Source organism: Allobosea sp. Root483D1 (assembly GCF_001429505.1).
Classification (GTDB): Bacteria; Pseudomonadota; Alphaproteobacteria; order Rhizobiales; family Beijerinckiaceae; genus Allobosea.
In genome coordinates, this window is record NZ_LMJW01000023.1 from 96,486 (window position 1) to 112,735 (window position 16,250).

General features: G+C 64.8%; 12 protein-coding genes. 4 read left to right on the forward strand and 8 right to left on the reverse strand.

The genetic code is table 11. From position 1 onward, the window contains the following. Window position 1: 1 nt before the first annotated feature. Together ASE66_RS29545 and ASE66_RS29550 are read right to left on the reverse strand one after the other, a co-directional pair. Complete coding sequence (locus tag ASE66_RS29545; protein ID WP_057193565.1) at window positions 2–781, reverse strand: SDR family oxidoreductase; 780 nt, start codon at window positions 779–781, stop codon at window positions 2–4. Continuing rightward, window positions 778–1,107: a nuclear transport factor 2 family protein gene (locus tag ASE66_RS29550; RefSeq protein WP_057193566.1), complete on the reverse strand. Its 330-nt coding sequence runs from the start codon at window positions 1,105–1,107 to the stop codon at window positions 778–780. The genes ASE66_RS29545 and ASE66_RS29550 overlap by 4 nt, the downstream gene beginning before the upstream one ends. Before the next feature lie 157 nt (window positions 1,108–1,264). Between ASE66_RS29550 and ASE66_RS29555 the strand changes: the two genes are divergently transcribed. Next, window positions 1,265–2,179 carry a LysR family transcriptional regulator gene (locus ASE66_RS29555; protein WP_057193567.1) on the forward strand — a complete coding sequence of 305 codons (915 nt, stop codon included), beginning with the start codon at window positions 1,265–1,267 and terminating at the stop codon, window positions 2,177–2,179. A 139-nt stretch (window positions 2,180–2,318) separates the two neighbouring features. Here the strand turns inward: ASE66_RS29555 and ASE66_RS29560 are convergent, their stop codons facing one another. From ASE66_RS29560 to ASE66_RS29580, 5 genes are read right to left on the reverse strand one after another with little or no spacing between them, the layout of a single operon-like run. Beyond that, on the reverse strand, window positions 2,319–3,332 hold the full coding sequence (locus ASE66_RS29560; protein WP_057193568.1) for a proline racemase family protein: 1,014 nt from the start codon (window positions 3,330–3,332) through the stop codon (window positions 2,319–2,321). Between the two features lie 31 nt (window positions 3,333–3,363). Beyond that, window positions 3,364–4,155, reverse strand: coding sequence for an ABC transporter permease (locus tag ASE66_RS29565; RefSeq protein WP_057193569.1), 792 nt, complete (start codon window positions 4,153–4,155; stop codon window positions 3,364–3,366). Window position 4,156: 1 nt separating this feature from the next. Then, window positions 4,157–4,990: an ABC transporter permease gene (locus ASE66_RS29570; protein WP_057193570.1), complete on the reverse strand. Its 834-nt coding sequence runs from the start codon at window positions 4,988–4,990 to the stop codon at window positions 4,157–4,159. Beyond that, complete coding sequence (locus ASE66_RS29575; protein ID WP_057193571.1) at window positions 4,987–6,048, reverse strand: ABC transporter ATP-binding protein; 1,062 nt, start codon at window positions 6,046–6,048, stop codon at window positions 4,987–4,989. The genes ASE66_RS29570 and ASE66_RS29575 overlap by 4 nt, the downstream gene beginning before the upstream one ends. Before the next feature lie 42 nt (window positions 6,049–6,090). Continuing rightward, window positions 6,091–7,134 (reverse strand): ABC transporter substrate-binding protein, encoded by a 1,044-nt coding sequence (locus ASE66_RS29580; protein WP_057193572.1) that lies wholly within the window; start codon window positions 7,132–7,134, stop codon window positions 6,091–6,093. Between the two features lie 105 nt (window positions 7,135–7,239). Between ASE66_RS29580 and ASE66_RS29585 the strand changes: the two genes are divergently transcribed. Beyond that, window positions 7,240–8,259 (forward strand): GlxA family transcriptional regulator, encoded by a 1,020-nt coding sequence (locus ASE66_RS29585; RefSeq protein WP_057193573.1) that lies wholly within the window; start codon window positions 7,240–7,242, stop codon window positions 8,257–8,259. Window positions 8,260–8,516: 257 nt separating this feature from the next. Here the strand turns inward: ASE66_RS29585 and ASE66_RS31715 are convergent, their stop codons facing one another. After that, complete coding sequence (locus tag ASE66_RS31715) at window positions 8,517–9,605, reverse strand: helix-turn-helix transcriptional regulator (protein ID WP_082613849.1); 1,089 nt, start codon at window positions 9,603–9,605, stop codon at window positions 8,517–8,519. A 559-nt stretch (window positions 9,606–10,164) separates the two neighbouring features. Between ASE66_RS31715 and ASE66_RS29595 the strand changes: the two genes are divergently transcribed. Then, complete coding sequence (locus ASE66_RS29595; protein WP_082613850.1) at window positions 10,165–14,847, forward strand: beta strand repeat-containing protein; 4,683 nt, start codon at window positions 10,165–10,167, stop codon at window positions 14,845–14,847. A 331-nt stretch (window positions 14,848–15,178) separates the two neighbouring features. Continuing rightward, window positions 15,179–16,204 (forward strand): AraC family transcriptional regulator, encoded by a 1,026-nt coding sequence (locus tag ASE66_RS29600; RefSeq protein ID WP_162262552.1) that lies wholly within the window; start codon window positions 15,179–15,181, stop codon window positions 16,202–16,204. Window positions 16,205–16,250 lie beyond the last annotated feature (46 nt).

Consider the following 16,250-nt stretch of genomic DNA (forward strand, 5'->3'; position numbering starts at 1 on the left):
CCTAGACCGTCGGCACGGTCCCACCATCGATGACGTATTCGGTTCCGGTGATGCTTCCCGCTCGGTCAGAGACAACGAAAGCGACCAGGCTTGCGACTTCGTCCGTGCTGGCCGGGCGGCCGATCGGGATTCCGCCGAGGGAATCCATGATCATCTTCGTGCTCGCCTCGACGCTGACGCCCTGTTGCTCGGCAAGGCGCTCCGCGAAGTGAATGGATCCCTCCGTTGCAATCCATCCCGGCGAGACACGGACGACTCGAACGCCTTTGGGAGAGACCAGCTTGGAGAGGCTCTTGCTGTAGGAAGCAAGCGCCGCCTTCGCCGCCGCGTAACCGATCGTTGCTTCCGGCAGCGGCATGACGCGCTGGATGGAAGTGACGTGCACGACGACACCGCTGCCTTGCGCCGTCATCGCCGGCACCAGCTCGCGATCGAGGCGAATGGCCGGCATCAGGTTGAGGTCGAGCTCCTTGCGCCATACCTCATCGGTGAGCGCCTCGTATCCTCCTGCCGGGGCAGAAGAGCCGCCCAGCATGTGCACGATGATGTCGACTCCGCCCAAGCGCTCCTGGACGGCCTGTGCCAGCTGCGCGCAGCCCTCCGGCGTCGTGAGATCGACGCCGACGAACATCTCGGCCGGCAGTTCTTCCGGCTTCGACCTGGCGCTGGTCAGGACCCGGGCGCCCAATTCGCGGAAAAGCTTGACGGTTGCGGCGCCTGCGCCACGGGTGCCGGACGTCACAAGCGCCCGCTTGCCTTCGAGGCTGATGAACGGGTTCACAGGGTGATCTCCAGTTCGCCGATCTTGTCGCCTTCCAGGCGGAAGAAATAACGCAGGCCGATCGGGCTGCCCGGGAAGTTTCCCTCGACGTGGCAGGTCACGACAGTGCGGCCGCGCTCACGTTCGATCGCAATCGGCGTCGAAGTCGCGGTGAATTTCTTCGAATACTCCACTTTCCACTGGCGGATCTCGTCCCTGCCAGTGTGGACGTGGTCCTCATCCCGAACAGTAGCGGTGTCCGAAAAGCAATGGGCCATCGCTTGGGGATTGGGATCGAGGTCTGCGGTAAAGTACCGCGCGATCGGTGAAGGCAGTTCAAGAGACATTGTTGCCATCCTCAGCGTTGAATTCTGCAGACCTGGCCGCCGGCTGACCTGTTGAGATCTTGCCTCAGCAGTTGCTTCCACGGACATCAACTTAGCGCTGGACACGGTGATTGATAATCGGGATAAATTGGGATGAAACGTTGCGAAATCCGGGACAATGATCGGCCACAATCTCATCGAACTGGATGCCGTCATGGCGATCGCGCGGCGGAAGTCGTTCCGGGCGGCGGCCGTGGAACTGCAGATTTCGACCACGGCGTTGAGCAATCTAATTGCCAAATTCGAGCGGCAACTCGGCGTTCGCCTGTTCAATCGAACGACCCGCAGCGTCTCGCTCACCGATGCTGGGCTGAATTTCGTAGAACAGGTTGGTCCGGCGCTTGTCGACATTCACAGCGCCATGGATAGCGCCATGTCACAGCAAGAAGTGCCTTCCGGGACGATCAGGATAAACGCCTTCCCGACCGCAGCCCGCGAGATCCTGGAGCCGGTGGTGCTCGAGTATCTGCGCCGATATCCGCAGGTTCATATCGACCTAGTGACCGAAGGCCGCTTGCTCGATGTCGTGGCCGATGGCTTCGATTTAGGCGTCAGAAGCGCGGATTTCGTGCCCAGCGACATGATCGCTGTTCCGATCGGGCGGCCTAGGTCCTATGTGGTCGTGGCTTCGCCAGCGTATCTTGAGACGCACGGCCTGCCGCGCGTGCCTCTCGATCTGCTCAATCACGCCTGCATCCGCATCCGGTTGCCCAATGGCGGCATCTACAAATGGCACTTCGAGAAAGATGGCCAGCCGGTTCAGATTGACGTCAAAGGGCCCATCACCCTCGATGAGGCCAGCCTTTCGCGCACCGCCGTCCTGCGCGGGATCGGCCTGGGTCTGTTCATGGAATCGGATGTCCGTGAAGACGTCGAGTCCGACCGCTTGATCCGCGTCCTGGAGGACTGGATGAAACCGGTGGCGCCGCTTTGCCTCTACTACCCTGGACGAAAGAACCCTTCCGCTGCGTTCAAGGAATTCATCAACCTCGTACGCGAATTTACATCGTCTTTGAATGCCGATCGCAGGTGACGCGGCAGCCAGATCGCGTCGCGAGGAAAGTCCGCTTGTGGACCGGGGGCGAGAGTCCGCAAGTGGCGCGACCAGGAAGCGCATGCAGTTGAATGGCCGCGCCGGGACAACAGGACTGCTATCCCGGCGCGATGCTTGATCAAGCCACAAGGAACCCCGCGTCGACCGGATCGTCGCGGTTGATCGTCCAGCGCGCGGTGCCGAGCAAACCGGCGGTGCCCTTCACGGTCGGGCGCACCGCCCGCGTCCCGTTCAGGCTGGTCTCGCCGATCAGGCAGCCCTCGAAGGTGCCGGAGCCGAGCAGGCCCTCGGAGCGGATCGGCTGCTGGAGCTTCATGAGGCCGCGCGCCTCGTACATCGCCATCATCGCACTGGTGCCGGTACCACCGGGCGAGCGGTCGAGCTGGCCGGCCGAGAAGACGTGGACGTTCTTGTAGAAGGCGCCCTCGATCGTCGGCTCGTGCCAGAAGGTGACGAAGTTGAAGTTGTTGATATGGGCCGAAGCCGGATGCTGGATCGCGACCTTCTGGCGGAGCTGTTCGCGGGCGATGATGCCGAGCCGGGAGAGCTCCGAGCCGTTCTCCGGCGAGATCCTGAGCGAGGTGCCGCGCAGGTCGATGATGCCGAAGTAGTTGCCGCCCCAGACGATGTCGGCCTTGAGCGAGCCGACGCCCGGCAGGTCGAACGGCACGTCCTGCGCTGCGACATAGGCCGGCACGTTCTCGAAGCGGGTCCAGAGCACCTCCGGACCATCATTGGCGACCTCGGCCGTCACCAGGCCGGCGGTGGTTTCGAAGCGGATGGTGGTGCGGCCGTTCGCGCCGCGCCGGACGAGCCCGAGCGCGACCATCGCCATGCCCACCGCGATCGTGCCGTGACCGCACATATGGGAGTACTGGGTGCCGTCGATATAGATCAGGCCGGCATCGTAGTCCGGGCTCGACGGCGGCGTCAGGAACACGCCGAACATGTCCTTGTGCCCGCGCGGCTCGCGCATCAGGGCGCAGCGCAGCCAGTCATAGTTCTCCTCGAGGAAGCGGCGCTTCTCCAGGATGCTCGATCCAGCGGGGTACGGAATCCCGCTATGGATGATGCAGAGGGGCTCACCCTCGGTATGCGTGTAGACGACGTCGAAGACATTCTGCTGGCGCATGTGCGGCTCCTTTGAAAGACAGTTGTGAGGGTTAGCGGCGTCGCTCCGAAAGCACGTCGAGGCCGATGGTGAGGTCGAGCAGCACGATCACGATCGCGGCGACGATGATCGTCAGGCCGGACACTGCCGCGATGGTCGGGTCGATCGTGTACTGGACGTAATTGAAGAGCTTGACCGGGATCGTGGTCAGCTCGGCCGTGGTGTTGAAGATGCTGAGCTCGACATTGATCCAGGAGGCGATGAAGGCGAAGATCGCGCCGCTGACGAGCCCGCTGTGGATCTGCGGCAGCGTCACCAGGAAGAAGGTGGTCAGCGGTCGCGCGCCGAGGTCGGCGGAAGCATCCTCCAGGCTGCGCTGTTCATCGGTGAATTGCGGCAGCACGGCGCGCAGAACGAAGGGCATGATGATCACGACATGCCCGACGAGCAGTGCCGGAAAGCTGCGCACGAGGCCGATCGTGCTGCCATATTGCAGCAGCGCCGCGCCGAGCACGACATGCGGCAGGATCAGCGGCGACATCAACGTCTCGGAGAGCAGGCGGCGACCGGTGAAGCGATACCGGGCGATGGCGATGGCCGCGGGGACTGCCAGCAGCATCGCGACGATGGTCGCGGCAACCGCGAGCACGGTGCTGGTCGTGAACGCCGAGACATAAGACGGATCGCCCAGCATCTTGCCGTACCAGGCGAGGGTGAGCCCCTGCGGCGGGAAGGCGAGAAAGCTGGTCGTGGTCAGCGACGCCCCGACGAGCACGACGAGCGGCAGCGCGAGATAGGCCAGCGCCGCCCAGGAGACGATCCTGACAAGGATGAGCGCGACCATCTCAGGCCCTCCTCGGTTCACCGAGGCGCCCGGCGACGGTGACGAGCGCCAGCGTCAGCGCCAGCATGGTGATGCTGAGCGCGCCGCCATAGTTGAAGTCGAAGACCGAGCTGTATTGCTGGAAGATCAGCATCGAGAAGACGGTGATCCGCCCGCCGCTGAGCAGTGCCGGCGTGACATAGGCGCTGACCGCCAGCATGAAGACCATGACGGCGCCGGCCATCAAACCGGGCAGGCTGAGTGGGAAGATGATCGTGCGGAAGGTGCCGGCCGGCGTCGCGCCGAGATCGGCGGAGGCATGCTCGAGCGCCGGATCGACCTTGGCCAGCGCGTTGCCGACGGCCAGCACGATGAAGGGCAGCAGGATATAGATAAGGCCGATCAGGATGCCGAGCTCGGTGCCGAGGAAGCGCATCGGCCGCTCGATCAGGCCGAGCCCGATCAGGCCGTCATTGACGAGGCCGTTGCGGCCGAGAAGCACCATCCAGCCGAAGGAGCGGACGATATTGCTGGTGAACAGCGGCACGACCAGCAGGATCACGCAGAACCGGCGCCAGGGCCGCCAGCGCACGGTGCGGACGAGATACCAGGCGAGCGGGTAGCCGATCAGGATGCAGATGAGCGTGGTCAGCGCGCCGATGCGGAATGTCACCCAGAGCACATCCCAGTGATAGGCGTCGGCGAGGATGCGCAGGTAGTGCGCGAAGGTCGGCTGGCCCGCGGATGTCGTCAGGCTCGCGATCAGGACGACCGCCATCGGCGCCAGGAAGAAGGCGACGAAGAACGCCGCCGGCAGAGCGCAAAGCAGCACGACCGGGCGCAGCGTCCGGCTCACGACGCATCCCCCGGCACGAGGCGCAGGTCCGGGAGACGGATATTGGCGAAGACCGCTTGGCCCGCGCTCAGGCCGGCCAGCGCGGATGGCGCCAGCCTGGCCGTCAAGACGGTGCCGCCGGCGGAAAGCGCGACATGGGCATGGCTCCCGACATGGACGATGTCGGAGAGGACGGCCGGCAGGGCCAGATGCTCGGCGGCAGGCGCCGGTGCGATGAGGATGTCCTCGGGCCGCAGCACGCCGGTCAATGTGCCTTGCGGCGCGCCTGCGGCGGGAAGGATCACGGCGCCGCCGAGCAGGGACAGGCTGCCGTCGCCGCGCCGCTCGACCTCGAGCAGGTTGGCGTCGCCGATGAAGTCGGCGGCGAAGCGGGTCGCCGGGCGGGCGTAGATGTCCTGGCCGCGGCCGATCTGCTCGATGCGGCCGCGATTCATCAGCACGATCCGGTCGGCCATGCTCATCGCCTCGTCCTGATCGTGCGTCACGAACAGGAAGGCAATGCCGAGCCGGTGCTGGATCTGCTTGAGCTCGCTCTGGACCTTCTTGCGCAGCTTGAGGTCGAGCGCGCTCAGCGGCTCGTCGAGCAGCAGCAACTGGGGCCGGTTGACGATGGCACGCGCCAGCGCCACGCGCTGCTGCTGGCCGCCGGAGAGCTGTGCCGGCAGGCGCTCGCCGAAGCCGGCAAGGCCGACGAGTTCCAGCGCCTCGTCGGCGCGCTTTGCCGCCTCGCCTTTCGCAGTGCCTTGCCGGCGCGGCCCATAGGCGACGTTCTCCGCCACGCTCATATGCGGAAAGAGCGCATAGTTCTGGAAGACGGTGTTGAGCGGGCGCCGATAGGGCGGCAGCCGCGTCACATCCTCGCCCGCCAGCCTGACCGTGCCGGCCTCCGGCGTCAGGAAGCCGGCGATGCAGCGCAGCAGCGTGGTCTTGCCGCAGCCCGACGGCCCGAGCAGGGCGATGAACTCGCCCTGCTCGACGGCGAGGTCGATCGCCGTCAGGGCTGCCTGTCCGCCGAAATGCTTGGACAGGCCGTCGATGGCAAGGATCGGGGTGCTCATGCTGCGGCTCGTGATGCTCGTGGCTGTTCGCTCACCTGTCGCTTACTTGCGGGCGATCTGACGGTTCCACTCGTCGACGACCCGCGAGCGCAGCCCGTTGATCTCCGCCCAGTCGAACAATTGCAGGTTCTTGACCGAGCCGGTCTCGCCCCAGGGCAGCTTGCGCGCCGTCTCGGGCTTGACCGTGACGTTCTTCACGGACGGGCCGAGATAAAGCTTCTCGGCGAGGCAGCCGGACGCCTCGGGCGTCAGCGCCTGGTTGATGAATTTCGAAGCAACGTCCTTCTTCGGCGTGCTTTTGACCAGATGGAGCCGGGCATCGGTCGCCCAGGCGCCTTCCTTGGGCACGACGAAGCCGATCGGCAGGCCCTTGTCGGCGAGATCCCAGGCGCCGACGTTGAAATGCGCGCCGATGATCGCTTCGCCGCTCTGATAGGCGTTGGTGGCGGCGCCCGAGGAATCGAAGAACAGCGCGGCCTTCAACTCCTTGATCTTCTTGAAGGTCGGGGAAAGGTCGCCCGCCGGATGGCCCCAGATCTTCGACAGGAACATCACGAAGGGCACGCCGGATGAATTCGCCGGCGAGGGGATGGTGACGGCGTCCTCGAATTCGGGCTTCCAGAGGTCGTTCCAGGAGGTCGGCGCGGTCTTGACCTTCTGGGTGTTGTAGGTGAGCCCGAGCGAATAATAGCCGGTGCCGACCGCATAGGTGGTCGCGCCGCTCTTGTAGATCGCCTCGGGCAAAGTGTTGGCGAGATTGGGGATCGCGGCCGGGTCGAGATTGTCGGTCACCTCCGCGGCGAGCGCGAGTTCGCTGATGCCGCCATCCATCCAGGCGACGTCGATGGTCGGAGCCGCCTTCTGCTGCTGCAGCTTCGCCAGAGTGACGGTCGAGGTGCCGATCTCGGCATTGACGGCGATGCCGGTCGCCTTGGTGAAGGGCTCGGCGACACAGGCCTTGAAGGCATCGCCCCAATTGCCGCCATACCAGGCGACCGTGATCGACGAGGGCTGCTGCGCCAGCGCCGGGGCGGTGAGCAGGGTGGTGGCGAGCATGGCCGTGGCCAGCCGGACGGTACGGGTCATCGTCGTTCTCCTCTGCCGAGCGTCTTTGCGCTTCTACGATCATGTTGGCGCGCCGCGCACAAAAGGGACTAGAATGCGCCGGCCCAAAATTTGAATAATCACGACATGAGCACCGCGCAGCTCCTTCACCTGACCGACGACCGGCCGCAGCTCGCGCCAGTCCCTGTGTCGCGGCTGCGGATCGGCTTCCTGTTGCTCGACCAGTTCACGCTCGCCGCCTTCTCCGGCCTGATCGATGTGCTGCGGTTGGCCGCGGACCATGGCGGGCGCAGCCGCCAGCTTCATGCGAGCTGGACCGTGATGAGCCTCGACGGCGAGCCGCGTCGCTCGAGCTGCGACGTCTCGGTTACCCCGAACGCAGGCCTGCTCGACCCGGCCGGTTTCGACTACATCGCCGTCTGCGGCGGCAACGACTATCTCAACGACACTCTCCCCGAGAGCCTGCTCGGCTATCTGCGCCGCGCCGCGGCCTCCGGCGTGCGCCTGCTTGGCATCTGCACCGGCACCTTCGCCATCGCCCGGGCGGGGCTGGTCGGCCCGCGCCGTGTCTGCGTGCACTGGAACGTGCTCGACGCCTTCAAGGAGCGCTTCCCGAAATCGTCGGCAGGCGTCGAGCGGCTCTTCATCGACGAGGGCGACCTGATCACCTGCGCCGGGTCGACCGCCGCGATCGATCTCGGCCTCTATCTCGTCGCGCGCCATTGCGGCCGGGACAAGGCCCAGCAGGCGATGCGGCACATGATGCTGCAGGACATGCGCCCGGCCGAGATGCCGCAAGCACATTTCTATGCCGAGATCGGCCCAAATCTCGACGTCCGAGTGCAGCAGGCGGCGCATTTCATCGAGCAGCGGCTCGACAATCCCCCGCCGATCGCCGCCGTGGCGCGCTATGTCGGGGTCAGCCCTCGGCAGCTCGAGCGCCTGTTCGGCGCCTCAGTGGGCCAGAGCCCGGCGGCGTTCCAGCGCAAGCTGCGGCTAAAATATGCACGCTGGCTGATCCTGAACAGCAAGAGTTCGCTCACCGACATCGCCATGGGGGCTGGTTTCGCCGACAGCGCCCATCTCTCGCGCGACTTCAAGGCGGCCTTCGGGGAAACGCCGCGTTCCCTTCGCCAGAATGCCTAGGATTGGAAATCAGCATACGCAGGCCGTTTTTGGATCAACGCCTGTCTTGCGGAGGCGCACTCAATGTCGGCAGTTGGCGCCGAACGGCCGAATGGGCTCGGCACGCATCCATACGTGCGGCCGAGTTCGTCGCCATGACTGCTATTGTCGGTGCGAATACCGACATGCCCGGGCAGAGCAGACCTCCTTCAACAGGGAGGATCAGCCCGAACCGAGCTCGTCACATCACAATCGATGCAACGTTCGGCGGAAACGCTCTAGGATGAATTTTTCAAGCTGATGCCGGCCAGAAACCCGACGAAATCGGCTTGGCGATGCATGCCCGATTTCTGCAACATAGATTTGATGTGGCCGCGGACTGTCTCGATCGACACTTTTCCGACTTTTGCAATCTCAGCCGCGCTTAACCCTGAAGTCAGAAGGCGTGCAACGCGCGCTTCCGCCGGCGTTAGATCGAATAACGTATTGAGAATTTCGAATGACGGTGCTTTTGGGCGACTTGCGACAGTCGCAATGAGAAAAGCTTCTGCGGACACAAACAAGTCGTGCGCTCTCCCGCGGATTGGGATCAAGTGAAAAACAACGGGAGCGTGGTCGTTGTGAGCCGGAATAGCGACTGACTTAGCATTGCTATAGCCCCGCGAAATTTTGTTCAATTCTTTCTGTATGAGATCGTTGGCGATCTTGTTTTTGATGACAAAACGCCCGGATGTGGTAGAGGTTACCAGCAAGTCTAGGCCATCGAAACTCGAATTGGCCGTCATGACCCGGCCTCCATTACCGATGACTGCCGCTGGGTATCCGATCGCTTCGATACCGGTAAGTGATGCATTCAAACGTTCGAGCCCCAATCGGCAGCTTATAAGGGCCGATCGTGCTAAATGGGGGCGCAGTTCATCGAGCATGGATACTGCATCGCGACCCACAGGCCCGCGATCAAGGCGATTCTCAAAGTGGAACGTCAAGACTTCGCCAGTCGGCAGCAATATGGTGGACCCTGACGCCCATCCCCAACCTCTTGGTCTCAGAAACTCGGAGAAAAGTGGCTCCGTCGCCATTTCCTCCTCCGAAAAGAGGTCCTGATCGACGATAAATCCGGCGTGTTGCAGAGCAAGTGCGCGCCGATTGCGAGGATTGTCAGGCATCCGCCCTTCGTCAATAAACGCTGAGACCGTGTCGCTGAAATTGGACGTAGCAGTCCATTTAACCTCGCCATGCGGCACCACAAACAGTGCGCCTGCATCAACCGCCGCCAAGCGATTTATTCGCGCCAACGCGTCGGGCCAAAGCTGCGGTAGTGCGGCCGCTTCGTAAATGCAGTCCAAGACGCTATCGAATTCAGTCATCAAAGCCTCGAGAATCAGTCGGAAGCATAACAATGTCCGACAGACAACAATTTAGTTCGACGAACGTTCATATGCCGTTGCTCAATAACTGTTGTTTGGACAGCCCTTCCGGCGAGATGCTAGCCCCGCATGAAGTTGAAGCGAAACGAGGCGACGGGCTTGCCAGTGACGCCATAGTATGATCGGCCAGCCGAACTTCTTGGTTCGCCAGCCGCGCACCCAATATTCCGGGTGGTAACCGGTCCTCCGCATGCTTCAGGAGGAACGTCCGCTTCCGGGCGTACTCAGCGTCGGCTCCTGGCGCATTTCGTCCGGGAAGCGGGTATGGCGGTTCTGGCCCAACCGCGACATTCGCAACGTCTGCTTTGAGCGCCCCGGCCCTGGTATCGTTGCGGTCGGCAGTGGCTGCTGTCCTGTCGACCGTCCTCGTTACCGAAGCGCCTTGGGGCGCCACAACGCCGCAATGTCACAAAGCGGGTGCATCAAGATCTTAAATCGCTAAACTGCACAGACTGCGTCGCGGACTAACCACGACGGCCTATGCCTACCGTGAGGAACCATGATCTCCCGCCTGCGGCGCACCCTGCGCGAGACGACATCCTTCACCGCTCCTTCTGTACTCGCCACCGGCATCATCTCCGGGGCACTGTTGTTCCAGTCGGGTTCGGCGCAGGCACAACAGGTCTGGAACGGCGCAGGTTCGGATTTCAACACTCCGGCCAACTGGACGCCGAACACGGTGCCAGGTGTGGGCAACGTGGCCGTTTTTGACGGAACGACCCTGAACAACAATCTCAGCATTTCCGCGAACACGTCGCTGGGCGCGATCACCTATAACGCAGGAGCCAGCCCATACGCGATCACACTGGGCGACAATCTCCAGTTATTTGGAAACGTTACCAACAACTCGGGCGTCGCTCAAACGATAAACGTCGGCAGCAAAGCTATTTACTTCTTCGCATCGGCCAATTCTGGAACTAACGTAAATTATAACGTCACTTCTGGTGGAGAGGTCCAGTTCAGGGATAGCTCGGTTGGTGGACTATCGCGCTTCACCCTTGGAGTCGGCTCGACGCTCGCGATATTCGACACCGCAAATGCCGTAGTCTTAGGCTCGCTAAGCGGCGCGGGGCTTATCCGGAACTTCGCCCCCAGTGCGTCGACGCTGACCATCGGGGGACTGAACGAAACCACTACCTTCTCCGGAACGATTGCTGAGGGCGGTGGCGGTGGGCTGCTCGGCCTTGAGAAGGTCGGCACGGGCACGCTTACCCTCTCGGGCACCAACACCTACACCGGTTTGACGACGGTTTCGGCAGGCACGCTCACGGTCTCTAACGGTAATGGCCTCGGTGCGATTTCCGGCGGAACGACGATCGCCGCGGGTGCGACGCTCGCCTTGACGGGTGGTATCACCGTCGGCGCCGAGGCGCTGACGCTTTCGGGGACTGGCGTGGCGGGGGTTGGCGCTCTCGCAAGCTTGAATTCAGGCGTCAACACCTTCCAGGGCGCGATCACCCTGGCGGCCGCCAGCAGCATCAATGTCCAAACCACGAGCTTGCTGAATCTTTCGGGCGGCATCACTGGATCTAACACGGATCTGACGCTTGGCGGCTCCAGCAACAATGGCGGCACCATCAGTGGTGTGATCGCCATCGGCACCGGCTCGATCACGAAGTCCGGCTCCCAATGGACCCTCGCAGGCGCCAACACCTATTCCGGCCTCACGACCGTGAATTCGGGCACCCTGTTTGTGACAAACAGTCTCGGTCTCGGCTCGACGGCGAATGGAACGGTAGTGGCATCGGGCGGGTCCCTTGCACTCGGCAGCGGTGTCAACATCGTTGGGGAGGCGCTCACGCTCTCGGGCACCGGCACAGGCGGCTTCGGCGCCCTCTTCGCGAGCGGCAGCACGAGCACCTATGGCGGAGACATCACTCTCGCAGCGGACAGCCAGATCAACGCCGGCCTTATGACCTTTCCAAGTACGTTGACCGTCTCCGGCGCTATTACCGGCTCGGGCCAAAACCTGACCCTCGCCGGCCCCGGGACAGGGACCGTATCCGGGGTGATCGCCACGGGGACAGGCGGGCTGACGAAGATAGATGCAGGCACCTGGACGCTCACCGGCGCCAGCACCTATACCGGCGCGACGCAGGTCAATGGCGGGATGCTGCTGGTGAATGGCTCGCTCGCTTCCTCCACGGTCACCGTCGATACAGGCGCTACGCTCGGCGGCTCGGGCACAATCTCCGGGGCGGTGACGATCGCCTCCGGCGGTACGCTGTCGGCCGGCAACAGCCCGGGCACGCTCACGGTCGGATCGCTGGCGCTCAATGCCGGTTCGAACACCGTGTTCGAGCTCGGCACTCCTGGCGTCGCAGGCGGTTTGACCAACGACCACATCGTCGTCAACGGCATCGGTGCGGCCGGCAATCTGACGCTCGGCGGCACGCTGACCGCCAATGTCGCCTCGGCCGGCTATTACCGGCTGTTCGACGTCACCGGCGGTGGCACGATCAGCGGTAGTTTCTCTTCGCTTGCCCTGACTGCGCCCAGCGTTCCGGGCGCGACCGGGACGGTCTACAGCATGCCTGCCGGCGTACCGCCGCAGGTCAACCTCGCGGTGATCGGCTCCGGGCAGAACCTGCAGTTCTGGGACGGCGCAGACCAGGCCGGCAACGGCGCGGTCAATGGTGGGACCGGCACCTGGAACAGCAGCAACACCAACTGGGCGGTGGCGCCGGGCGAAATCGGCTTCAATGCCCCGTGGTTGAGCTCGGTCGGCGTTTTCCAGGGCACAGCCGGCACGGTCACGGTCGCAGGCACGCAGGATTTCGACACGCTGCAGTTCAACAGCGACGGCTACATGCTGAACGGCGGCACACTGCGTTTCGGCGTTGCCGCTGGCGGCACGATCAATACCTCCGCCGGTGTCACCACGACGATCGGCTCGACCATCATCGATGGGGCCGGGACCAGCCTGACCAAGGTCGGTACCGGCACGCTGGTGCTCTCCGGCACCAACAGCTATTCCGGCGGCACGCTGCTCAACGCTGGCACCCTCGCCGTTGGATCGGCGAGCGCGCTCGGCACAGGCACGCTTCAGATGGCGGACGGGACGACGCTTCGTGCCAATGCCCCGGCTCTCACGCTAACCAACGCCCTCGCATTGTCGAGCGGCACCGCCTTCGTCGACACCGGTTCGTTGAATTTTGGCTTGGCTGGCGTCGTCAGCGGCACAGGCACGCTCTCCAAGATGGGCGCCGGCGTACTGACGCTGTCGGGCGTCAACAGCTATACCGGCGCGACCTGGATCCAGGATGGCACGCTGCGGATGGGCGGGGCGGGCGTCCTGCCGAACCAGACGGCGGTGCAGATTTCGGCCGGGGCGATCTTCGATCTCAACGGCATGACCCAGACGATCGGCTCGCTATCGGGGACCGGCGACGTGCTGCTGGACGGCACGACGCTGACCGCGGGAGGCAACAACAGCAGCACGACCTTCTCCGGCACGATTTCGGGCGCGGGCTCGCTGCTCAAGGCCGGCACCGGCACGCTGACGCTGAACGGAACGAACACCTACACGAGCGTGACCCAGGTGCTCGGCGGCAGGCTCGTCGTCGACGGCTCGGTCGCGAGCCCGGTGATCGTGATGCCCGGCGCCACGCTCGCCGGCTCCGGCTCGGTCGGCGCGACGACCGTCGGTGGCACGCTTTCGCCGGGCAATTCGCCGGGCACGCTGACCATCAACGGCAACCTCGTGATGGGCGTCGCCTCGACCTATATCGCCGAGGTGCAGGGCACGGTGTCGGACCGGGTCAACGTCACCGGCACGGCCTCGTTGGCGGGCACGCTGCGGATCGTGCCGCTCGGCGGCGCCTACAGCTTCTCCGCGCCCTACACGCTGCTCTCGGCAGCCGGCGGGCTCGGCGGCACGAGCTTCAGCCCGGTCGACACCACCGGCTCGTTCGGTGACGGCGTCACTACGACGGTGAGCTACACCGCCAACGATGTGCAGCTGACGCTGGCGCCGAAGGCACTGGCGCCAATCGTGACGCCGACGCTCGGCGTCGCGGCGCCGCGCAACGCCGCCTCGGTCGCTTCGGCCATCGACAGTGCGGTGGCCAATGGCGTAGACCCGTCCGCGCTGTTCGGGATTTACAACCTACCGGCGGCGGCGATCCCGGCGGCGGTGAACTCGCTCTCGGGCGAGATTCATACGGCCGTGCCCGCGATGGCGCATGTCGCCTCCGATCAGTTCCTGCGCACGATGCTCGACGGCTCGGGCAGCGGCCGGCTCACTGGCACGCCCGGCGGCCCAGGTGGCGCCACGAACTTCACCGCCGATCTGCCCTCGAAGCAGGACGGGCCGGGCCGCCCGACCTTCGATCCGGCGCGCTTTTCCCTCTGGGGCGCGACGTTCGGCTCGACCGGACGCAATGATGGCGACCGGGCCGTGGGGTCGGCGAGCCGGAACCTCTCCGATGCTCATGTCGCGGTCGGCGCCGACATCCGGCTCGGCTCCAACACCGTCGCGGGCGTCGCGGTCGCGGGCGGCCAGGCGCGCGCCTCGCTCTCGGGCGGGCTCGGCAAGGCCGAGGCCGATGTCTTTCAGGCCGGGCTCTATGGCCGCACCACGCTGGGCACCGTCAACCTTGCCGCCGCGCTCGGCTATGCCCGGCTCGACACCGACACCACCCGCGCCATTACCGCGCTCGGCCGCGCGGGCGTCACCGCTTCCTACGCGACGCAGGCCTGGAGCGGCCGGATCGAGGCGAGCCTCCCGGTCGCGAGCTGGGGCGGCATCACCCTCTCGCCGCTCGCCGCCTTCCAGGCGGTGCGGGCGAGCAGCCCGGCCGCGATCGAGCGGGACGTGGCTGGCGCCGGCCCCGGCCTGCTGACGCTGGCCAGGCGCAGCGACATGACCAGCCGCAGCGAGCTCGGCCTGCAGCTCGACGCCAACCTGATCGCGGGCGCCTCTCCCGTCACCGGCTTCGTGCGCGCCGCCTGGGCGCATTACTACCAGCGCGACGCCGACCTGACCGCCGCGCTCAACGGCCTGCCCGGCGCGAGCTTTGCGGTGACCGGCGCCAAGCCAGACCGCAACGCTGCACTTCTCGCGGCAGGAGCCGACATCAGGCTCAGCCAGAGCGTCAGCCTCGGCATGCGGCTCGACTCGGAGCTGTCCGGGAACACGCGACGTGTCGGCGGGACGGCGCAGCTCAGGGTCAGCTTCTGAGGGAGGCAGTTGGAGCAGCACCGCCGCGGCTCAGGCTAGGCTCAGGACCTGTTAATCTGATCCGTAATTCAGCAACGGGTCGGCTTTGGCCGCTCCGCTGCCGCGCACCTAAAGTCCACTTTCTGGCACAGAGCCGGAGTGCAGTTGTGGCGCATTTCACCCAGTCAAGGGATGGGCGATTCTGGCGCGAGGTGGTCTCAACGCGCAAGCGACGGGTTGGGCCCGCAGCCAGCCGAGCGAGCAATAGCAGCAACAGATGAGGCTGACTCAGTGCGAGAACTCTGGCACTGCATGCCGCCAGAGCCACTTTGGTGAGGGGAAAGGCTTGAGCATGGCCGATATGACAGGCGCTATTGCGCCGCGCGCTCATTTCGGGACGTTTTCCGATCCGGAGGCCATGGCAACCGCGCTCAACGGCATCGGTCCCGGCGCGGCGGGACCACACCCCAGGGGACGCAAACTTCCGAGCTTCCATGGCATGCTGGCTCGCGCGACGCTTGGCGCGATCAACGCCGGAGCCGGCAAGTTCAGCCGGGGGATTCCCCAGAGCGCGGGCATTCCCAACGCGCACATCTTCATGTTCGCCACCGAGCCCGACCTGTCGCGCCATATCTCGGGACATGTGCTGGGAGGCTCCCATATCTTCCACTGCCGCCCCAACGACCGCGCCGTCACGCGCTCCCCCGCAGAACAGCCCTGGGCGTTCGGCATCTTGATGGTGCCTTTCGATGTGCTCGCGACCGCCGCTCCGCAGGTGACCGGGCTCGCCAGCGGCATGCCGCTTAACGACGATCGGATGATCCGCGTGCCGGAAACGGCGCTGGCCCGGCTGGTCTCGCTGATGTCCGACCTGTCGCGCCTGGCGCGGGCCACGCCCTGGATGCTCGAGGCTCCGGAGCCGGCTCGGGCCCTTGCTGGCACGCTTCTGGAGGCGCTGCTCGCTTGCCTCACGCAGGGGCTGGCAAGCCCGGACCGTGCAGCGCACGGTCGCCATCGCCAGATCGTCGCACGCTTCGAAACGGTGTTGAGGGAGCGACCCGAGGATACACTATCAGTCCCCGACCTGTGCGCCGCGGTCGGGGTGGCCGAAAGGACGCTCAACCTCGCCTGCCAGGAGTTCCTTGGGCAGAGCGCGTTCCAATATGCCCGCGAGCGGCGCCTCGATCAGGTCCGCCACAGGCTGCTGGCGTCCGATCCCGCCACGACCCAGGTCACAGGCATTGCGATGCAATACGGCTTCTGGGAACTCGGGCGTTTCGCCCGGGCGTATCGCCTGCGCTTTGGCGAGCGCCCCTCGGATACGCTGCGAAGGGCTGCCGCCTCGGCCGCCCCGGCTATTCATGCCGGAATCGCATAGTCGGCGATAGGTGCGGGGCTATGTTTGTGGCGGATTGCACCTGTCA